General features: G+C 69.0%; 23 protein-coding genes and 1 pseudogene. 10 read left to right on the top strand and 14 right to left on the bottom strand.

Going from position 1 to position 18,871, the window contains the following annotated elements; all coding sequences use genetic code 11:
* Positions 1 to 110: 110 nt before the first annotated feature.
* On the bottom strand, positions 111 to 527 hold the full coding sequence (locus tag AB0M95_RS39180; protein ID WP_363776265.1) for a hypothetical protein: 417 nt from the start codon (positions 525 to 527) through the stop codon (positions 111 to 113).
* Between the two features lie 96 nt (positions 528 to 623).
* Here AB0M95_RS39180 and AB0M95_RS39175 point away from each other — a divergent pair, with 96 nt between their 5' ends.
* Positions 624 to 782 carry a hypothetical protein gene (locus tag AB0M95_RS39175; RefSeq protein ID WP_363776262.1) on the top strand — a complete coding sequence of 53 codons (159 nt, stop codon included), beginning with the start codon at positions 624 to 626 and terminating at the stop codon, positions 780 to 782.
* A 401-nt stretch (positions 783 to 1,183) separates the two neighbouring features.
* Here AB0M95_RS39175 and AB0M95_RS39170 read toward each other — a convergent pair whose 3' ends face one another.
* Entirely contained in the window at positions 1,184 to 2,812 is a 1,629-nt protein-coding gene (locus AB0M95_RS39170) for an acyl-CoA dehydrogenase family protein (RefSeq protein WP_363776259.1), read from the bottom strand.
* A gap of 165 nt (positions 2,813 to 2,977) precedes the next feature.
* On the opposite strand from AB0M95_RS39170, the gene AB0M95_RS39165 reads away from it, so the two are divergent.
* From AB0M95_RS39165 to AB0M95_RS39155, 3 genes are all read left to right on the top strand, one after another.
* Entirely contained in the window at positions 2,978 to 3,532 is a 555-nt protein-coding gene (locus AB0M95_RS39165) for a sigma-70 family RNA polymerase sigma factor (protein WP_358510007.1), read from the top strand.
* On the top strand, positions 3,532 to 4,473 hold the full coding sequence (locus tag AB0M95_RS39160) for a maleylpyruvate isomerase family mycothiol-dependent enzyme (RefSeq protein ID WP_363776256.1): 942 nt from the start codon (positions 3,532 to 3,534) through the stop codon (positions 4,471 to 4,473). The genes AB0M95_RS39165 and AB0M95_RS39160 overlap by 1 nt, the downstream gene beginning before the upstream one ends.
* Before the next feature lie 103 nt (positions 4,474 to 4,576).
* Positions 4,577 to 5,473, top strand: coding sequence for a DUF1707 domain-containing protein (locus AB0M95_RS39155; RefSeq protein ID WP_363776253.1), 897 nt, complete (start codon positions 4,577 to 4,579; stop codon positions 5,471 to 5,473).
* Between the two features lie 92 nt (positions 5,474 to 5,565).
* On the opposite strand, the gene AB0M95_RS39150 is transcribed toward AB0M95_RS39155, so the two are convergent.
* The 3 genes from AB0M95_RS39150 to AB0M95_RS39140 are packed head-to-tail and all read right to left on the bottom strand — an operon-like array spanning position 5,566 to position 7,402.
* Positions 5,566 to 6,204, bottom strand: coding sequence for a GPP34 family phosphoprotein (locus tag AB0M95_RS39150; RefSeq protein WP_363776250.1), 639 nt, complete (start codon positions 6,202 to 6,204; stop codon positions 5,566 to 5,568).
* On the bottom strand, positions 6,201 to 6,464 hold the full coding sequence (locus tag AB0M95_RS39145) for a hypothetical protein (protein ID WP_358509995.1): 264 nt from the start codon (positions 6,462 to 6,464) through the stop codon (positions 6,201 to 6,203). Before AB0M95_RS39145 ends, AB0M95_RS39150 begins: the two co-directional genes overlap by 4 nt.
* A complete protein-coding gene (locus AB0M95_RS39140; protein ID WP_363776247.1) occupies positions 6,461 to 7,402 on the bottom strand; it encodes an SPFH domain-containing protein in 942 nt (313 codons plus the stop codon). Before AB0M95_RS39140 ends, AB0M95_RS39145 begins: the two co-directional genes overlap by 4 nt.
* 431 nt (positions 7,403 to 7,833) lie before the next feature.
* Between AB0M95_RS39140 and AB0M95_RS39135 the strand changes: the two genes are divergently transcribed.
* Together AB0M95_RS39135 and AB0M95_RS39130 are read left to right on the top strand one after the other, a co-directional pair.
* Positions 7,834 to 8,253, top strand: coding sequence for a helix-turn-helix transcriptional regulator (locus AB0M95_RS39135; RefSeq protein WP_363776244.1), 420 nt, complete (start codon positions 7,834 to 7,836; stop codon positions 8,251 to 8,253).
* A 187-nt stretch (positions 8,254 to 8,440) separates the two neighbouring features.
* The gene (locus AB0M95_RS39130; protein ID WP_363776242.1) at positions 8,441 to 8,869 is read left to right on the top strand and encodes a hypothetical protein; all 429 of its coding nucleotides are present in this window, start codon (positions 8,441 to 8,443) and stop codon (positions 8,867 to 8,869) included.
* Between the two features lie 353 nt (positions 8,870 to 9,222).
* On the opposite strand, the gene AB0M95_RS39125 is transcribed toward AB0M95_RS39130, so the two are convergent.
* The 3 genes and pseudogenes from AB0M95_RS39125 to AB0M95_RS39115 form a co-directional block, all read right to left on the bottom strand.
* On the bottom strand, positions 9,223 to 9,942 hold the full coding sequence (locus tag AB0M95_RS39125) for a hypothetical protein (protein WP_363776239.1): 720 nt from the start codon (positions 9,940 to 9,942) through the stop codon (positions 9,223 to 9,225).
* The gene (locus AB0M95_RS39120; RefSeq protein WP_358509981.1) at positions 9,939 to 10,523 is read right to left on the bottom strand and encodes an RNA polymerase sigma factor; all 585 of its coding nucleotides are present in this window, start codon (positions 10,521 to 10,523) and stop codon (positions 9,939 to 9,941) included. The genes AB0M95_RS39125 and AB0M95_RS39120 overlap by 4 nt, the downstream gene beginning before the upstream one ends.
* A 358-nt stretch (positions 10,524 to 10,881) precedes the next feature.
* A pseudogene (locus AB0M95_RS39115) lies at positions 10,882 to 11,088 on the bottom strand (SPFH domain-containing protein); the annotation flags it as partial.
* Positions 11,089 to 11,300: 212 nt separating this feature from the next.
* Here AB0M95_RS39115 and AB0M95_RS39110 point away from each other — a divergent pair.
* A complete protein-coding gene (locus AB0M95_RS39110) occupies positions 11,301 to 11,597 on the top strand; it encodes a GNAT family N-acetyltransferase (protein ID WP_363776236.1) in 297 nt (98 codons plus the stop codon).
* Between the two features lie 207 nt (positions 11,598 to 11,804).
* Here AB0M95_RS39110 and AB0M95_RS39105 read toward each other — a convergent pair whose 3' ends face one another.
* From AB0M95_RS39105 to AB0M95_RS39090, 4 genes are all read right to left on the bottom strand, one after another.
* Positions 11,805 to 12,167, bottom strand: coding sequence for a hypothetical protein (locus AB0M95_RS39105; protein WP_363776233.1), 363 nt, complete (start codon positions 12,165 to 12,167; stop codon positions 11,805 to 11,807).
* Positions 12,160 to 12,597: a hypothetical protein gene (locus AB0M95_RS39100; protein ID WP_363776230.1), complete on the bottom strand. Its 438-nt coding sequence runs from the start codon at positions 12,595 to 12,597 to the stop codon at positions 12,160 to 12,162. Before AB0M95_RS39100 ends, AB0M95_RS39105 begins: the two co-directional genes overlap by 8 nt.
* Positions 12,598 to 13,119: 522 nt before the next feature.
* Positions 13,120 to 13,527, bottom strand: a complete 408-nt coding sequence (locus AB0M95_RS39095; RefSeq protein WP_363776227.1) for an ATP-binding protein — start codon at positions 13,525 to 13,527, stop codon at positions 13,120 to 13,122.
* The gene (locus AB0M95_RS39090; protein ID WP_363776224.1) at positions 13,524 to 13,775 is read right to left on the bottom strand and encodes a hypothetical protein; all 252 of its coding nucleotides are present in this window, start codon (positions 13,773 to 13,775) and stop codon (positions 13,524 to 13,526) included. Before AB0M95_RS39090 ends, AB0M95_RS39095 begins: the two co-directional genes overlap by 4 nt.
* Positions 13,776 to 13,934: 159 nt before the next feature.
* Here AB0M95_RS39090 and AB0M95_RS39085 point away from each other — a divergent pair, with 159 nt between their 5' ends.
* The 3 genes from AB0M95_RS39085 (at position 13,935) to AB0M95_RS39075 (ending at position 16,590) form a co-directional block, all read left to right on the top strand.
* Positions 13,935 to 14,831 (top strand): helix-turn-helix transcriptional regulator, encoded by an 897-nt coding sequence (locus AB0M95_RS39085; protein ID WP_363776221.1) that lies wholly within the window; start codon positions 13,935 to 13,937, stop codon positions 14,829 to 14,831.
* Between the two features lie 17 nt (positions 14,832 to 14,848).
* Positions 14,849 to 15,211 (top strand): DUF397 domain-containing protein, encoded by a 363-nt coding sequence (locus tag AB0M95_RS39080; RefSeq protein WP_363776218.1) that lies wholly within the window; start codon positions 14,849 to 14,851, stop codon positions 15,209 to 15,211.
* A gap of 827 nt (positions 15,212 to 16,038) precedes the next feature.
* A complete protein-coding gene (locus tag AB0M95_RS39075) occupies positions 16,039 to 16,590 on the top strand; it encodes a hypothetical protein (RefSeq protein ID WP_363776215.1) in 552 nt (183 codons plus the stop codon).
* Here AB0M95_RS39075 and AB0M95_RS39070 read toward each other — a convergent pair.
* Together AB0M95_RS39070 and AB0M95_RS39065 are read right to left on the bottom strand one after the other, a co-directional pair.
* Positions 16,587 to 17,324 carry a TetR/AcrR family transcriptional regulator gene (locus AB0M95_RS39070; RefSeq protein WP_363776212.1) on the bottom strand — a complete coding sequence of 246 codons (738 nt, stop codon included), beginning with the start codon at positions 17,322 to 17,324 and terminating at the stop codon, positions 16,587 to 16,589. The genes AB0M95_RS39075 and AB0M95_RS39070 overlap by 4 nt on opposite strands.
* Positions 17,325 to 17,424: 100 nt before the next feature.
* Entirely contained in the window at positions 17,425 to 18,366 is a 942-nt protein-coding gene (locus AB0M95_RS39065; RefSeq protein ID WP_363776210.1) for an alpha/beta hydrolase, read from the bottom strand.
* Between the last annotated feature and the right edge of the window lie 505 nt (positions 18,367 to 18,871).

Below are 18,871 nucleotides of genomic sequence, written 5' to 3'. Positions count from 1 at the left end.
TGCACTGGTTCCGCCGGCTGCGCATCCGCTGGGAGATCCGCGACGACATCCACGAGGCCTTCCTCAGCCTGGCCTGCGGCATCATCTGCTGGCGCCGACTGGTCAACCTCTCACTTTGTTAGGAGTTCTAAGGCCCTGCAGTGTACGCAGTGGCAGTTCATGGTGAACCGGGCGCCCATCGTGCCGTGCTCGTACGTCTTCCCGCTGGGGCTGATGATCGGTGGAGGCAGTTCTTTCCTGTCGACGACGGTCAGTCCGGTGCTGGGCCTGCGGAAGGCGAACATCCATTGAGGGAACAGCAAGTCCTCGTCGGCGATCGGATGTTCTTCGATGTGCTCTTGAACCATCTGGGCCGTCTGCTGCGAGATCGCGAACCTGCGCCAGTCCCCGTTCTTTGGGTTGGGCTGGACCACCCAGCCGGCCACGCCGTCCGGATGGTTGTCCGAGGTCACGTACGACGTGGACCTAGTGATGTTGATCGCTGGCGTCTCGCCGAACTCGAAAACGCACGGGCGCAGGGTGAGCATCTCGCTTGGGTGTAGCTCGTCCTCAGTGAGTGCTTGAGCTGGGCGTTTATGGTCGTGAGTGTTTGATCGGGGAACCGCCAGATCCGCCACGCCATCGTGAGCGGCAAGCTCGTGGTGCTCCTCGAGGTGGAGGCCAGCCCCGGTGGTCCGTACGGGCTGCAGTTCCATGACAAGCCCGTTGAGTTCTACGTCTGGCGCGGTTCCAGCACCTACGCCGCCACCCAACAGGAGGTGCGGGCACTGGCCACGCCTTGAAAGGGTGCCCGCCGTCACCGTCGATGAGCCTCTCACGGCCGACGACGCACTTGCTGATCAACGCCCGACCAGGCGAATCAGATCCCGACTGCGGTCAACGGCGGGTGTCGGCAGTTCGTCAGAAGCCGAGGTAGGTTCTCACCCACTTGCCGTGAACGCCTAGCAGCACCGTGCGGCTTCGGCAGGCCTCCGGTCGCCACATCGGGTGGCGGCCACAGGCGCCTCCGGCAGGTGTCACCACCTGGCTCCATGGGGCCCTATTCGTCGCCACGGTGCGAGGCCGGGCCCTGATTGTTAGCGCGTTTGTTAGCGGATGATCTTCCTTCAGAGAACTGGTCGGCATCGTTGGACGCTCGGGCAGGGCCCGCGCGATGTCTCGTTCAGGCTGATTCCGATCCTGACTAGTTGATCTTCATGTCCGCCCTGTCGATGATCGCGGTGAGGTCCAGGCCGGAAGGGAGGGTGCCGAAGGCGTGGCCCCGATCGGTACTCAGCCGGGAGGCGCAGAAGGCGTCGGCGACGGCCGGGGGACTGTGTCTGACCAGCAGCGATCCCTGAAACACCAGGGCGAGGCGTTCGACCACCCGGCGAGCTCGGTACTCGAGGTCGCTCGTGTCGGTGACGGACTCCTTGATCTTGAGGATGGCGCTGTCGAGGCGGCGGTCGGCACCCGCGGCCAGGTCCACCTCGTCGAAGAACGCGTCGAGGCTCGCGGGTTCCTTTATGATGGATCTCAGGAGATCTAGCGCCGCTACGTTGCCGGAGCCCTCCCAGATGCCGTTCAGCGGGGAGTCGCGGAACAGGCGCGGCATCTGGGACTCCTCGACGTAGCCGTTGCCGCCCAGGCACTCCAGCGACTCGGCCGCGTGTGCGGGCGCCCGCTTGCACACCCAGTACTTCGACGCCGCCAGCGCCGTGCGCCGCAGCGCGCCCTCGCTCCGCACGCCCCGGATCGCCCGGTCGGTCACCCCCGCCAGGCGTATCATCGCCGCGGTGGCCGCCTCCGACTCGATGACCAGGTCGGCGAGCACGTTGCGCATCAGCGGCTGCTCGGACAGCAGCGCGCCGAACGCCGAGCGATGGGTGGCGTGGTGGACGGCCTGCGTCACGCCGTACCGCATGCCGGCCGCCGAGCCGATCACGCAGTCCAGGCGGGTCATGTTGACCATCTCCATGATGGTCCGCACCCCGCGCCCCTCCTCGCCGACCAGGTACGCGACGGCGCGCTCGTACTCGACCTCGGCCGAGGCGTTGGAGCGGTTGCCGAGCTTCTCCTTCAGCCGCATCAGGCGCATCGCGTTGCGCGAGCCGTCCGGCAGCACGCGGGGCAGCAGGAAGCACGACAGCCCGCCCGGGGCCTGCGCGAGCACCAGGAACACGTCGCACATCGGCGCCGAGTTGAACCATTTGTGCCCGGTGATCGCGTAGCTCCCGTCGGCCAGCGGCTCGGCGGTGGTGGTGTTGGCGCGCACGTCCGAGCCGCCCTGCTTCTCGGTCATCGCCATCCCGGCCAGCACGCCGCGCTTGGCCGCGGCCGGGCGCAGGCCGAAGTCGTAGGTGCGCGAGGCCAGCAGCGGCTCCCACACGGCCGCCAGCGCCGGCGTGTGGCGCAGCGCCGCCACGCTCGCGTACGTCATGGAGATCGGGCAGCCGTGCCCGGCCTCGACCTGCGACCAGACGTAGAACTTGGCCGCGCGGGCGACGTGCGCGCCGGGCCGCGCGGACGACCACGGCGTCGCGTGCAGGCCGTGCTCGACGGCCACCCCCATCAGCTCGTGCCAGGCCGGATGGAACTCCACCTCGTCGATCCGGTGGCCGTACCGGTCGTGCGTGCGCAGGACCGGGGGATGATCGTTGGCCAGACGTCCCCACTCCTGGGCCCGCGCCGACCCGGCGAGCGTGCCCAGGGTGCGCAGCTCCCCGAGCGCCCAGTCGGCGTCCTCGCGCTTCATGCCGTCCAGCAGGGCGGGGTCGGCGGACACGTCGTGGCCGGTGAGCGGGGGTGCCTGGTTGAAGACTTCGTGCGACAAGAGAGCCTCCGGGCGGATCGCTGCGCGATTCTGTGTGCCTGAGCGAGCTCTTCCATGCGCGCTCAGGCATCCATCTCAACATTTCTCCACAACAATGGGATGCTTCGGGTGCGGATGGAGGCCGGCGCCGGGCGGATGCGGCCGGCCGGAGGAGGGGGGACCCCGGTGGAGGCGCCTGGGACCGACGACCGGTTGCTTCACCAACGCGTCGTCGGCGGGGACGAGAGCGCCCTCGGCGAGGTGCACCACCGGCACTATCCCCTCGTGCTCGGGCTGGCGCTGCGGGTCACCCGCGACCGCGTTGTCGCCGAGGACATCGTCCAGGAGGTCTTCGTCACCTTCTGGGAGCGCCCGCTGGCCTTCGACCCCGACCGCGGCTCGCTGCGCTCCTGGCTCGCCACGATCGCCCACCGGCGCGCCGTCGATCATGTGCGCACCGAGCACCGGCACCGCGTCTCCGCACTCGGCCCGCGCCTGGCCGATCCCGAGCCGAGTCCGCTGGAGGACTGGGTGCTGGCCGCGGACGAGGCGGCCCGGGTGCGGGAGGCCGTCAGCCGGTTGCCGGGGGGTTTACGCGAACCCATCGAACTCGCCTACTACCGTGGCCGTACCTATCGTCAGACGGCCGAGGATCTCGGCCTGCCCGAGGGCACGGTCAAGTCGCGCATACGCCTGGGTCTTCGCAGGCTCGCCGACGAGCTGGCCGAAGAGGAGGTGTGATGGACCGCCCTGCCGGCGGTGGCGACGCGATACCGGGGACCTCCGACCCGGTCACCCGTCTTTGCCTCGACGTGTTCGCCGAGGCCGCGTCCACGCCGCCTCCCGGCGCCCTGGCCCGGCTGCTCTCGGCCGCGCGGTCCGCCCGCCCTCCCGCGTCCGCCGCCGGGTTCGCCGCGCCCTTCGCCGCGCGGGTGGCCGCCATGGACGCACTGCTCGCCTCCGCCATGCCCGCCGACTGGGGTCAGAAGATCGTCGAGGGCTGGACGCTGCAGGAGCTCGTGGCCCACCTCGCCGCCACCGACGGCCTGGTCGCCCACGCGATCGGCGTCCCGCTCGCCGGGCCGCCGCTGGCGGCCGACGAGGTGCTGAGCCGCACCGCCGACATGATCGCCTACACGGGCGGCCGGACGCCGGAGGAGACCCGCGCCGAGTGGCGCGCGCAGGCCGAGGCGATCTGCGCGCGCGCCGCCGCGATGGAGCCGGGGACGCCGATCGCGCCCGGGGGTACCCGGTTCCCGGTGTCGGACCACCTGCTGGCGCGCATGCTGGAGACCTGGATCCACACCAAGGACGCCGCCGCGGTCATCGGCCTGCCGCTCCCGCTTCCGCTCGCCGCGCACGTCCACCCGACGGCCGACTTCTGCGCGCGGCTGATCCCCTGGACGATGCTGCTGTCCGGCGTGGACGGGGGCGAGCGGTCCGTGCGGCTCACGCTGACCGGGCCGGGAGGCGGCGCGTGGCACGTTCCGCTGTCGGTCGCCCAGGTCGCCGCACCCGACGACGGCGCGCCGTCCGACGCCCAGATCACCTGCGACGTGGTGGAGTTCTGCTTTCTGCTCGGCGGCCGGGGCACGCCCGAGGCGTTCGCCGCGCGCCTCGAGGGGGACGAGGGGCTCGCCCGCGAGGTCCTGCGATGCGCTCCCGCCCTGTCGGGGCCGTGACGCCTCGTCCGCAGGAACGGGGCACGGGCGCCGCCTGGTCGGATAGGGGTTTCCTCCTTAGGGAGGATCGGACGGGGACGGACATACACGCTAGATTCAATGCATGAACGATCCGGGTGGAATGCGTGCCTCGGACGCCGAGCGCGAGGCCGTGGTCGAACAGCTGCGTCAGGCGTCGGTCGAGGGGCGCCTCACGCTGGCGGAGCTGACCGAGCGCACAGGGGCCGCCTACCTCGCGGTCACCCAGGCCGAACTGGCCCAGCTCACCGCCGACATCCCCGGGTCGCCCGCCGCCCCGGGCCCCGCGCCCGCCCCGTACCCCCCGTACGCCGCGCCCGCCGCGCCGCGCTCCGGCGGGGCCCGCCGCTGGTACGCCGCGATCATGAGCGAGACCAAACGGAAGGGCAAGTGGCGCGTCGAGGACGAGATCGGCGCGGCCGCCGTCATGGGCGAGGTGACCATCGACCTGCGCGAGGCCGAGGTCCGCACCAACCGGATCGACATCGTCGCCACCGCCGTGATGGGCAGCGTGAAGATCATCGTTCCGGATGGCGTGGACGTCGAACTCGAGGGCGTCGCCATCATGGGCGAGAAGAAGGTCCACGTCATCGAGGCGCCGCCCGGGCAGAACGTGCCGGTCGTCCGAGTGCGGGCGTACGTCGTGATGGGCGAGGTCAAGATCATCGGTGACTCGCGCGCGAAGCCGATCCGCCGGGCGCTGGCCGAGTGGACCGAGTGGTGGCTGGAGCGCCGGGCCGAGACGCGCGGCGACGTCCAGGGCATGCTGCGCGACATGCGCGGCGAGCGGCACGCGCTGCACCGCTCGTTCCACGAGGCGCGCAGGGAGCAGCGCCGCGAGGAGCAGGAGGCCCGCAGGGAGTGGCGCCGGGAGGAGCAGCGCGCGCGCCGCGAGGAGCGCAGGGAGTGGCGGGACACCCGCCACGACGGCCCCCCGTACCCCCCGCCCCCCGCGGAGCCGCCCTACCCGCCCCGCCCGTAGAGCGGCCCCCACGCACGAGCCCCTGCCCGTAGAGCCGGTAGAGCCGCCTCCGCACGACCGCCCCGCCCGCGAGGACGGGGCGCCGTCGCCGTTCAGCCCGCGCTCGCGGCGGCCTGGGCGGCCTGGATCGCCTTGCGCAGGGCCCACGGCACCGGGGCGACCACCTCGGCGAGTTCCTCGCCGCGCACGCGCCTGGCCCGCCAGTCGGCCCTCGGCATCACGGTCTTGAGCCGCAACGTGGCCGCGAGGGCGGCCAGAGCCGCGTCCCTGGGGTCCAGGCGTGAGGCGGGATGGGGGCCGCGCAGGGCAGACGCCACCGTGCTCGCCAGCCTCTTCGGCACCCGCGTGTCGCGGACGGTGACCTTGGTGCGCGGGATGAAGCCGAGCACGCGGCCGCGTTCCACGCGGATCCAGCCGCCCGACTCCAGGCGGTCGCGCACCTGCCGCGCCGCCGCGCCCGAGCCCTTGTTCACCCAGTGCTGCCAGGTGCGCCGCCGCGACGCCGCCACCATCTGGAGCGTCTCGTCGAGCAGGGGATCGGCCACCGTCTTCGCCTGGGCGACCGGGCCGCCGGTCGCGTCGGCGATGTGGCCGGCGAGCAGCAGCTCGGCGAGGATGCCCGCGCGCATCAGATACCCGCGCTCCGAGCAGTAGGTCATCCGCTTCTTCTCGACATCGTAGGTGAGCAGGTAGAGCCGTTCGGGCAGCGTGTCCGGGACGTTCACCATCATTCCTCCTCGTCACCGTCGCCGGTGTCCGTCTGATCCCCGGTGCCCGCGGCCTCGCCGCCGGGGTCCGGCCTCTTGGGGGGACGGCCACGCCGGGGCATGCCGCCGACGTCGCCGGGAAGCCGCCCCGCCGCGGACAGCGCCCGGCGGAGCAGGAACTCGATCTGTGCGTTCGTGCTGCGGAGCTCGTCGCCCGCCCACTTGGCGATCGCGTCGTGAACGGCGGGGTCCAGGCGCAGGAGGATCTTCCTGCGCTCGCTCACTGGTACAGGGAGCCGGCGTTGACGACCGGCTGCACGTCCCGGTCGCCGCAGAGCACGACGAGCAGGTTGCTCACCATGGCCGCCTTGCGCTCGTCGTCGAGGTCGACGACCTCGGCCGCGTCGAGCCGGTGCAGGGCCGCCTCGACCATGCCGACCGCGCCCTCCACGATGCGCTGCCGGGCCGCCACGACCGCGCCTGCCTGCTGGCGCCGCAGCATGGCCTGGGCGATCTCCGGCGCGTACGACAGGCGCGTGATGCGCGACTCGATGACGCGGACGCCCGCCGAGGAGACGCGCGCGGCGATCTCGATCGACAGCTTGCCGGTGATCTCGTCGGCGTTGTCGCGCAGCGAGAGCTGGCCGTCGTCGTGCGAGTCGTAGGGGTAGTTGCCCGCGATGTGCCGGACGGCCGTCTCGGTCTGGATCGCGACGAACTCCACGAAGTCGTCCACCTCGAACAAGGCCTTGGCGGTGTCCTCGACCTGCCAGACCACGACGGCGGCCATCTCGATGGGGTTGCCGTCGAGGTCGTTGACCTTTGCGATGTCGGTCTCGTGGTTGCGGATACGGGTGGAGACCTTGCGCTTCTGGGTGAAGGGGACCACCCACCGCAGGCCGTCGGTGCGGACCGTGCCGAGGTAGCGGCCGAGCAACTGCACGACCCGGGCCTCGCCGGGGGCGATCGCGATGAGGCCGCTGAGCACGATGGCCGCCAGGACCACCAGGATCGCGCCCAGCGCGACCAGCGGGCCGTTCTTCTCCGCGCCCTGGACGATCAGCACCGCGGCGCCGGCCGGCATGAGCAGGCCGAGGCCCAGCATGGGCCACCCGTTGAGGTCGACCGGCCTGCGCTCGCTCACCCGCGACGCGGGCATCTCCACGGCCACGTGCTCGATCTCGTTCACCTTCGCCACCGTCCTTGGGGATTGCTTGACCATGGCACAACCATAGCAAAGTGATATCACTTTTCAAGGGGTGGCCGGACGTCCTCCGAGGACGAGCCCCGTGCGGCCGGTGCATGAGGCCGGAGCGGGGTCCGAGGCCGGGCAGGTGACTCCTCCCTCCGGCCTCGGTCGCGGGACGAGGGGGTGCGGCGCGGGAGGGCCGGCCGGGTTTCGGTGGCGGATGGAACCAGGGTTGCGTATCTCATCTAATCCATTAATGCGGACCTAAATCAGTAACTTTCGTTGATGTGCACTGGTTTCGGCCGGAGTGGCGACCCATAAATCGCCCGGAGGGCCGTCACGCGCCCGGCAATGGCGGGCGATAAGGGGGTCCGGGCTGTTGGCACGCCAACTGGTTCATGAAATATTCCTTGCGTGACGTTCGGACTCAAGTGGTTAGTAAGATCCAGTAGTTACCACGAGAAATGGATCACGCTCTGCCGGCCGCCGCCGCCTCGAGCGGCGGCCGCCCGGTTTCGGCCCGGGTTATTCCTCTTATGTTCGTTGTCTTTCCGTGTGAGCGCGGAGAACAGGAGGGTGCAATGGAGCCATCTCGGGAGAATCTTCTCGAAGAGGGTTCGCTGGAAGGGTGGAGTTCGTCCGTGGAACTCCTCACACCTCGGCAACTTGATGTGTTCTTCCTTCTGGGGAAGGGCCTGTCGACCAAGCAGATAGCAATCCGGCTGACCGTTACCGAGCACACGGTCAAGGCGCACACGGCCAGAATTCTCCACGTTCTCGGCCTGGAATCCCGGTTACAGGCCGGACTGGTCGCATACGTGTACGCGACGTCCGTGACGAGAAGGGGAGCCGGTCATCCGAATACGTCGCGCGGGGACCTTTAGCGGTAAGTGTGAGCGTCCGCGGAAGCTTACCCAAAAGGCTAATTGATATCCGCCTCCGCCGGGCGCATTCTCGTTCTGGAGCCACTCGGGCGTGTTCGACCGAATAACGCTCGATCGGATAACCCCAGGTCACACGATGTGCTGGGGGGATTCGCCCAGTTTTTCGCCGCATAGGAAAGGAATCCGCGTGAAGATCAAGACCATGCTCGGAGTCGTCGCGACGGCGCTCATCATGGCCTTCGGCCTCCTGCCGATGGCCGCAGCCTCGGCCTCCACGAGCACGGCCACCGCCCCCGGTGCGACGGTCACCAGCACATCGGCCACCCAGGGCACCAAGACCGACGTCGCCATCCGCACGACGACGACCAAGACCCTGGGCAACGCGGCCGTCTCCCGCGCCGGGGCCGGCACCGCGGCCGCCACGTGCTACAACGGCTTCGTCTCCGGCGCCAGTTTCTATATGACCTGCACCAGCGACGCCAATGGCTACCGCGTCTTCGTCGACTGCAGCAACGGGCTCCGCTACTACTTCGGCACCCTGTACATCGGTTCGTGGAACCACATCCTCACCTGCCCGGCCGGCACGGCCGCGGTCTGGGGCGGCTGGTGGCTCTGACCCCACCGGCGCGGCTTTGACAGCGGAACAAGGGGCTCCCGGGAAACCGGGAGCCCCTTTCGCCGTCAAAGCCGCCCTGCACCGAAGGCAGGGGCCGTGCTGACTCGCACGTCGTTTTCTGGATATATCGGCCCTTGCGGTCCGGGGAACGGTCGTGACAGGGAAAGCGCGCGCCGCCGCGATTACCGGCCGCCCCACCCCGCGGAGAACCGGCGCCCGGCCGGTGCGTCCACGGCCCTCATACTCACGCCAAGTGAGCGAGAGCCCGTCCGGGCGCGTGTTTCGGACACGCCGCAACCGCCGGCGCGATGGCCTGCCGGAGTACGTGGGGCGCTCCGGCAGGCCACCGCGGCTCAGGAGCCGGCCGGGGTTCCCGGGTGCGCCTCGCCGGGCCGGATCGGCACCACCTTGACGGGGTCGTCGCCGGCCGGGCCGGAGACGGCCGCGCAGGGGGTCACCGGGCCCTCCACGACGCTCGTGGCGATGCTGCCCGCCCGCGCCGGGTCGTCCCGGACGAAGGTGGCCTCGACGATCAGCGTCTGCCCCGCCTTGAGGCGACCCGGGGGCACCTGGAACATGACGCCTCCGGAGCCGTCCACCGGCCGCTCCAGCAGGAGGGCGGGCACGGCGGCCTGCCGGCCGCGCGGCTGCCGGCACGATCGGCCGGCCGGGAGGTAGTCGACCACGGCGCGGACGCCGGCCTCGCGCAGGCTCGCCTGGAGCTTCTCCGGCTCCAGGAACTGGTGGATCTGCACGGTCACCGTCCCGTCCGCGAGCCGCTCCACCGCGTAGGCCGGCGTGCCCAGCGCCAGCGGCAGCGCCGTCGCCGCGGCGGCCGCGGCGGCCCCCGCCAGGGCCAGCAGCGCCAGGCGCCTTCGCCGGGGAGCGGCCGCCCGTCGCCCGGCCGGTTGCGGCGGCCCGGCCGGCGCCGTCAGAGCGTACGTCGCGGGCGCGGTCATCGGGCCGGTGGCCTGGGCCCGGGCCAGGAGCATCGTGCGCACGCGGCCGCGGGCCGCATCCGACAGCGGCGGCACATTGGCGCCGATCGTCGTGAGCAGGTCGATCTCGTTCATCGTGCGGGCCTGCCTTCCAAGGGCGTGGACGTGATGGCGGAGCGGAGCTGGGCTCTGGCGCGGTGGATCCGCGACCGCACCGTGCCGACCGGGATCTCCAGCGTCGCGGCGATCTCCTCGTACTTCAGGTCGGCCCAGGCGTAGAGCAGGAGGGCGTCGCGGTCGCCCTCCGTCATGGCGGCGAGGGTGTGGACCACCGACCGGACCACCGCACCGGCGTCGACCCGCTCGGCCACCTGGTCGGCCGGAGAGGGCTCGGCGAGGGCGAGATCGGACCGGGTCTGCGCCAGCGCCTTCCAGCGCCGCGCCTCGGCCCGGCCGTGGCTGCGCAGCAGCGTGGTGGCGATGCCGAGCAGCCACGGCAGCGCTCCCGTGGGGCTGCGCTCGCCCGAGAAGCGGTGCCGCTGCTCGAAGGCGACCAGGAAGGTGTCGGACATCAGGTCATCAGCCACGTCCGGCCCCGCCCGGCGTGCCAGGTAGCGGTGGACCTGATCGGCGTAGCGGGCGAACACCTCGGTGAACACCTCCGGCGACCAGAGCGATTTCTCGATCAGGGCCGCGTCGGTCAGCTCGGTCGTCATACCTCACCAGATCGGTCGTCCAGTCGTTCTCTCTCTTCTTATTGGTCCGCCGCGCCGATCCGGTTCACGGCGGTGCCCGCATTCTCGGTGCCCCGCGCGAAATACCCGATGTGCGCGGAAAGGGAGGCTGGTGGGATGGCCGACGGTAGAGCGGCAAAGGTGATATCTGGGAGTCGACGGTATTAACGCCTACTCAACGGGATTAATCCGGTTTTGAATTGCGGCCCGCGCCGGCGCCGAGTTCGGGCCGCGGGCGGTGAGGCGTCAGCCCCGCGCCGGGCCGGGCTCGCGGTCCGCGGGGTCCGGACGACGCCGGCGTAGCGGTCGAGCAGGACGCCGGCCACTTCAGGGGCCGCGCCCACACGACGGCGGCCATCTCGATGGGGTTGCCGTCGAGGTCGTTGACCTTTGCGATGTCGGTCTCGTGGTTGCGGATACGGGTGGAGACCTTGCGCTTCTGGGTGAAGGGGACCACCCACCGCAGGCCGTCGGTGCGGACCGTGCCGAGGTAGCGGCCGAGCAACTGCACGACCCGGGCCTCGCCGGGGGCGATCGCCATGAGGCCGCCGAGCACGATGGCGGCGGGGGACGTGGGTGTACTACTGGGTGATCCAGGCTGCGTTGAACCGCCTGTCGGGCCTGCTCCAGGTCCCCGGGCAGGTCCATGTTCCGGCGCGCGCCGGCGCATGAGCCACCTGCTTTTGGGGCGGCGCCTGGCCGCTGAGGCGCTCGGTAGTGCCGCCCTGATGGCCGTCGTGGTGGGCTCGGGTCGCGGCGATGGCGGTGTCGGACCGGTGCGCGTACGCCGGAGTGGTCGAGCACTCCGTCTACGTCCACCCCGCCGCCCGCCGCCGGGGAGCCGGCGCCGCCCTTCTGGCCGCCCTGATCGCCTCCACCGAAGCCGCCGGGATCTGGACGATCCAGTCCGGGATCTTCCCAGAGAACACCGCCGGCCTCGCCCTCCACGCCCAGGCCGGATTCCGGATGATCGGCACCCGGGAGCGGATCGGCCGCCACCGCGGCATCTGGCGCGACGTCGTGCTGATCGAACGGCGCAGCCCAGCCATCTCCTGACCGCGCCCGCCGCGTTCATCCACGGCGGGCGGCCCGGTCCCGGCCTTCCTGCCAGCGGGCCGGCGCCTCCGGCGAGACGCGCGCGTAGCCGGCCAAGGACGCGACCGAGATCTACCCCGACGAACTGGACCCGCGCATCGCCCTGGAGCACTTCGCCGCTTCGAAGATCACATGTGATGTTCCGCAGGATGCATGGCGTGGTGATGTTCAGCGCCGCCCTTTGTCCGTCCGCCGTGGGTGGCCGGTACCCGCCTGCGTGATCCACACGACGCGTTGCTCGTCGTCGATGGCATACCAAATGCGCCCGCCGCCCGTCACCTCATACTGCCACTGCTCAAGCTCTGCCCCATTGACCTTCACGGTTCTGAGGTCGAATTTCAGACGGTGTTGGCGGGCAAGATCGTCTCGTCCGCGCGGGTCGGCGGTGATGGCGACCCAGGCCCGGTCGAGGTTCTCGCGCGCATGGGCGAGGAGCATGGACCACCCCTGCGCGGCTTGGCGGTCGACGAGGCGCACGATCCAACCGGTCGGCCGTCGTGCTTCGTCGCCGCGCCCCAATCCGTCACTCATCGGCGGTGGTCGGCCGAGGCAGGTCGGTGGCCGTGCTGGTGTCGAAGGGACCGCGAAGGCGCCGGGCGAGTTCGGGGTCGGAGTAGATCTCAGCGGTGGCCGTCCACTCACGCAGCGCACGGGCGAACGGCACGAGAAGGCCGGTGGCGGCGCCGGCCAGGAGGTGGTCGAGCAGTTCGGTCACGCACTCAGGACGTGCTTCGGCGGGTAGCCACGTCAGCCACGGGAGTTCCTCGGAGAACACCTCCTCGGCGAGAGCCCGATTGGATCGGGCGATGATCGACAGAGACCTGGCAGCCAGGCGAAGGCCGTCGGTCATGGCCTGGAACCGCTCCGAGCGCATGAGGACGAGGTTCTCGGCATCCCGGCGTTCGAGGATGACGTCGGCATCCTCCAAAGCCGGGAAGACGCTGGTCTGTTTGTTGATCAAGGTCGAAAAGGGAAAGGTTCGCGTGGACATGAATTCATCCTATCCTTAGTTCGAAACTAGTTCAGTTATCTCTGAGGGTATCGGCTGTCCGTGCAGATGGCGAGCGGCGGAGGGGCTGAGACGCTCAGGGGTGAACATGGGGGCCTGTGCCGATCGGGATCGTGTTCACTGTGGCGCGGCCTCACGTCAGGGAGCAGGGGAGATCGGGCGGGGCCGTGGGAACACCAAGAGGGCACGGCCCGAAGACCGCGCCCTCGGAGGCAGACGCCTCGGATAAGCTCGTGCTCGCTTTCGCGACTCCTTCAACACCCGGCCGCGCGTCGATCCACCGGGACTCCGCCGACCATGAGACGGCCGGACGACGTCCCGAGAACCGCCCGGCGACCTCCGGGAACCGCGTGATGTCGTACCGGGACCGCGTGACGATGTACCGGAACCACGTGGAGTTGTACGGAACCGAGTGGCGATGTCCCTGGAGGCCTGTCCGGCGCGATCGTGAGCGGCTCGTGCGGACGAGGGACGTCACTTGCCGTCGAGCTGGAACCAGACAACACGTCCGGCCGCGGTTTCGTACCAGCCCCAGGCCGTGGCCACCTCCTGGAGCAGCCAGAGGCCTCGGCCGCCGCCGCTGTCGATGCGGGTCTCCGGGCGGACTGTGGGCCGGTTGCTCCAGGAGCCCCCGTCGATCACGTCGACGTGCAGCGTCCCGTCGTGCACGGCGACCGCGATGCTGATCCGCCCGGCCGGGCACCGCCCGGAGTCCGAGTACCGGACGGAGTTCGTGACCAGCTCGGTGACGAGCAACAGCGCGTCATCGGCCTGCGGGTGATCGGTGCCGTCCAGCAGCCCGCGCACGCACCGCCGCGCCCTCGGCACCGCCGCGACCTGCGCCGGGATGTCCACCTGCCCCAGCAGCCCCAGCGCCTTCACCGGACCCCCTTCACGATCCGCCCGGACACCGCCCGCACCCAGCTCAGTCCCCGCCGGGTACGGACGCGCGCGCTCCGGCCGTCCCGCCGGTCCCGTCCGCCCTTCGATCGCCCCGGAGGCACGAAGACCTCCAGGCTCGCCCGCTGCCCCGGCGGAAGCCTGACGACCGAGTCGAACCCCAGGTCGTTCAACTTCCAGGCCAGCTCCAACAGGTGGCCCCGCCACCCCGGAACCTCGTGCTTCTCCATATCGCCTGCCTGCCTCTCTAGGGCGAAGTGGGACGCTGCGTCGATCGCTTTCGGTCACGTGACGTGACTCACTGTGCGCAAAGAGCATGCAACGTTCCGCGCCGGTCCCGCCATCGAAAAGGCAAATTTGCTTAGCCGAAAGCTCTGACACGGTGGGTTATGGTTCGGTTACGCTTGGCCTCGATCAAGGGGAGGTGGGTGATGAGACGTGCAGGGAGTCCGACGGTGCGCAGGCGGCGCCTGGCCTCCGAGCTGCGTCGTTTACGAGAACGAGCGCAGTTGACGTTGGAGGAGGTGGGAGAGCGACTGGGGTGGTCCGCAACCAAGCTGTCGAGGATCGAGACCTCGCGTGTGGGTGTCACTCCAAAGGATGTCGGCCTCCTTCTCGACCTCTATGGAGTCGGCGGATCGAGGAAGGACTCTCTGCTCAAGCTGGCACGCGATGCACGCAAGAAGGGCTGGTGGCAGGCGTACAGCGACCTTTCCAGTGAGTACGCCGCCTACATTGGCCTTGAAGCCGAGGCGGCCTCGATGTGCAGCTTCGCTCCGCTGGTCCTGCCGGGGCTTCTGCAGACCGAGGACTACGCTCGTGCCGTAGTTCGCGCCGGATTCGTTCTCGCCTCACCAGGTGAGGTTGAACGCCGCGTCGAAGTCCGCATGGCACGACAGGCAGTGTTGTCTCAGCCCACGCCCCTGAGTCTCTGGACCGTGGTCGACGAATCGGTCATCCGCCGTCCCGTTGGCGGCCCTGAGGCGGTGAGAGCACAGCTCAAGCAGCTCATTGAGGTAGGAAGCCTGCCTCATGTCACCATCCAGGTGCTGCCCTTCACCGCTGGAGCCCATTCGGGTACGAGCGGTGCCTTCGAGATCCTTGAGTTCCCTGATCGAGCCGACCCGGACGTGGTGTTCCTGGAAAATCTGACGGACAGTCTCTATGTGGAGAGCGAAACGGACGTTTACCGTTACAGGGTGGCTTTTGACCACCTTCGAGCAAGGGCGTTGGATCCGGATCAGTCCCGATACCTGATCACGCAGACTGCAACAGAGTTCGACTGATCGTTACGAAGGACGGCATGGAAACCTTCTCAGTGGACCTGTCAGGCATCGCCTGGCGCAAGAGCTCTATGAGTGGCAGTGGTCAAAATTGTATCGAGGTCGGGGTCTGGTGTAGATCCAGTCGGAGCAATGCCAACGGTGGTCAGTGCGTCGAGGTCGGCGTCTTGCACAAGAGCACACACCGTGGCGTTGGCCCAAACTGCATTGAGGTCACATGCGCCGCTGGCGACTATGGCGCAATCGTCCCAATGGATGCGCGGTACCTGTACCTCGTCCGTGACTCCAAGAACGCAGATGGTCCGGTACTGGCAGTCAATGAGTCGGAGTGGAGCCTCTTTCTCGAAGGTGTCAAGGCTGACCGATTCATAGGACCAGCTTGATCTCGTGACGGTCCTGGAGCCTTCCGCGCCAACGCCACTCTGGCCGCGACCCTCGCGGGCATCGCGGTCCCTGGCCAGCACGTCGACGATGCGTCGATCCGCCTCCGTAGCGATCTGACCCCCGAGCTGTGGAAAGTCGGCACCGTCGATGACTCAGAGCGGCTGTGCCTGCCGGACATCAACGAAAAGGCCCTGCACGGCCTCAAATTCAGCGCCGCCCTCCCCGAACACTTGGCCATTGCGACACTGGCCACCCGCCTGGCCGACCTTGACGGAGCCGTCGCCGTTCTGGAGCGACCGGTTCGCTGGTCGATCATTTGACCCTGCCCTCAGGCGTTGGCGATCTCGATCGAGGTGACGCCGACGACCCGCCAGGGGAACCGCGCAGCCACAGCTCCTTGGTGGAGATGGGAGTCACCCGTTCGGGGCTGGTGGATGCCTGAGCCGGGGAGAGCGGAAGGTGACGGGAAAATGCAGGTGAGTTGCAAGCGGGACGGCTTATCCTTGTTCGCGTAAAGCTTCGGAACTGCGCTTCGGCGGCGACGCACCGATCGTCCTCGGTTTCTCGCCACGCGGCGGTTCATCGTGATCCGGGCTCGACCTTCGGCCGATCCGAGCGAGCCGCCTTCCCCGCCCGGAATTGAAACCCGGGAATTCCCGATCCGGCCCGGCCGGAATCGCGGCCGCGGGGGCGGCCGCACGGTTCCACGCCGTCCCGCACCGCCTTCGAGCAGGGCGTTCGGGCGCGGCGCGAGCCTTCCGCGTCCGCCGGCCATTTGGTTTCCCTCATCGTCCGAAATCGTCCGACAGCGTTAGTGGAGGACCAGGTGTCAGGCAAAGGAGCGGGCATCGCGGCCGCGTTCATCGCGGCGGGAGCGGCCATCGTCGCGGCGCTCATCACCACCAAGGCGCCGATCTGCCCGGATTTCATGTGCGGCCCGGACAAGGCCACCGAGAAGGACCACAACGGGGGGAGCACCCGCATCATCAAGGTGCCCGGACCCGGGGGCAAGGCGGACGTCGCGGTCACGCCGAGGGAGATCAACTGCACCAGCGAGGGCGGCTGCGACAACAACGAGGTGCGCATCGAGAGCGTGGGGGACGCCACGCTGAAGGTCACCTACATGGAGATCAAGGGCGCCGGGAGGGCGTACTTCACCGCGGACGACAACTGCGCGCACAAGAACATGGCCCCGGGCGTGGTCTGCTCCTTCGGCGTGACCTACACCGCGCCCGCCTCCGGCGGCATCGTGGAGGCCAGGCTCATCATCCACCACAACGTCGGAGCGGACCCCACGACCGTGAACCTGCGCGGCGAGGCGCCGATCCCGACCGACCCCCCGACCACCGACCCCAGCCCCCTGCCGTCCGACGGCTAGGCCGTGTCTGACGATTGATCTTGGGCGGTGGTGATGCGTGAGAGCCAGTCGCGTAGCAGCGCGAGTTCTTGGCTGCTCAGCCCTGGCACGTGAGCGTCGGAGAGGGATCCGAGAAGCCGGCGGGCGGCGGGCACGTGCCCGAGCTGTTCGTCGCCGCGGGCGACACCTGTGAGCTGTGCGATCACCGCGTCCCTGAGCTGCCGCGAGTAGGGTGCGTCGGGGCTCCCGCCATGCCGGATGAGGTGAAGAGTGGCACCGGTTGCGGCCGCTTCCAGCAAGGCGACCGCCTCGTCTATCGGAATGACAAGCAGCCTCGCCTCTTGAAGGGCGTGGAGACTCGACCGCAGTTCCTCTCGCACCATCCTGGCGGCCGGAACCTCGCGCTGCGCCTTGGGAGGGGCGTACATGAGGCTGTACAGAACGGGTTGACCGGTACCGAATTCGACGTGCATGTCCCAGCCGGCTCTCAGCGCGCTCAGCGGGCTGAGGCCCACCATCAGCTTGCGCTTTTCGGCGAGGTAGCGAACGAAGGCGTCTTCGATGACGGCTTCGATGAGCCCGGTCTTGTCTTTGAAGTGGTGGTAGAGCGTTGGCGCGGTGACTCCGGCGAGGCGTTGGACGTCTCGGGTCGAGACATCGGGGGTGCTCGCCTGTTCGAAGAGGAGCCCGGCCGCGCGAAGGATTCGCTGCCGCGGCGGCAGCTCGTCCAAGGGGGCGTTGTCGGGAGCGGTCATCTCGATGACCATTGTACGGGGCGGCGCCCCCAGACTTCTGGGGGCGCGGCTTGGGGACGGCGTCTGGTGAGGCGGGTGTTCAGCTGAACGTGATGGCGCTTCAGGCCATGTGCTTCGCGAACCATTCGAGCATGGGTGCCGGGTTGCGCTGAAACTCGAGGTAGCCGTCCCACCGGGCCGTGGAACCCTCGATCCACATCAGCTGCTTGTCCTCGATCGGAATGGCATCGAATATCGCCTGCACGTCGTCAGGAGTGGTCATCAGGTCATCGCGGACCTGGTACAGGAAGGTCGGCACGCGGACGGAGCCGGCTGCCGGGATCGGCGTGGTCACTTCGCGCGTCAGACCGCTCACGAGCTGAATCTCGCGCTCCAGCTGCGCCAGCCGCTCTGGCATGCCCACCGACTCCAGGGCGCGGGCGAGGGTCGCGTGCATGGACAGCGGCTGCGGGGCGACCATGCATCGAACGTCTTCGAACTGCTCTGGCCGGCGGTGCATCGCGTACATGGAAGCGTTCGCACCCTGGCAACGGCTGAAGAGGCCGATTGTGAGATCTCGGGTCCTTGCGTCTGACCGCGAGAACTGCAAGGAACCCACGACATCTCGTGCCATGAAACCCTGCCCGCCGACGCCGCCGTTCCCCTGCCCGGACTGACCCTGGTTCCGGAAGTCGTAGGTCAGGACGTTGTAGCCGGCGTCATGCAGGATCCGGTAGTCCTCCATGTAGTCCACCTCGAAGGTGTTTCCTCCGGCGGCGCCGAATGACCGCCAGGGTTCGAGGTGCGAGGGGTAGCCGTAGCGGTTGAAGTTGAGCGGGTGGTTCGCGATCACCAGCTTGTCCGAGCCGGAGCGCGGGATGTACCAGGCTTCGATCGGAACCCCGTCGGCCGAGGGGAACGTGACGTCTTCGTAGTCGAGCCCGACATCCTTCGGCGTGCGAAGCACAGGAGAGCGTAGCGGGTAGGAAACCTGCCTTGCCATCTGCTTGAGCATCTCGTTGATCTGGTCGTCGGACGGCTGGGTTGTGGTGCCGGTCGTCATGGCGAGCCTCCTCAATAGGCTAATATAGCCACGCTATATCAGACTCGTAGCAATGTCTAGCACTGCTATACGCCGGTGCGGGTACACACCTGGACCGGACCGCGGGCTATGGCCCAACTGGGAGAGGCGAAACCTTCAGTGCCCCCGCGCGGGGTGTGGGACGGCTCCGACATGTGCGCCCTCGTGGCCTTGGCGCCCGGGGTCAGGGGCCCGCGTTGCGGAGTGGCCACCCACGGGTGAAGGAAGGCGAAGCCTGCGCCGGGGCGCGCTGTCCGCGTAGGCGGTGGAGTGGCCGATTTTGAGGGTGCGGGCAGCCTCGGTGATCGAGACACCGTCATCGACCAGGTGACGTAGTGTGGCCGGCTCGGCGGGGCGTGGCCGAGGTCGTAGTGTTGTCGACCGGCGGGAAGGCGCTTACCGAGGGGATACTTCTGGGCGGCTCCCGAAATCGCGGAGAAACGCGTCCCGTTCCCATGTGGACAGCAGGCTCGAAGGGGTCGTGAGG

Origin of the sequence: Sphaerisporangium sp. NPDC051017, assembly GCF_040683095.1 — a bacterium.
Classification (GTDB): domain Bacteria; phylum Actinomycetota; class Actinomycetes; order Streptosporangiales; family Streptosporangiaceae; genus Sphaerisporangium.
The sequence above is the reverse complement of the archived record's forward strand: the minus strand, read 5'-3'. Positions and strand labels throughout refer to the sequence as shown.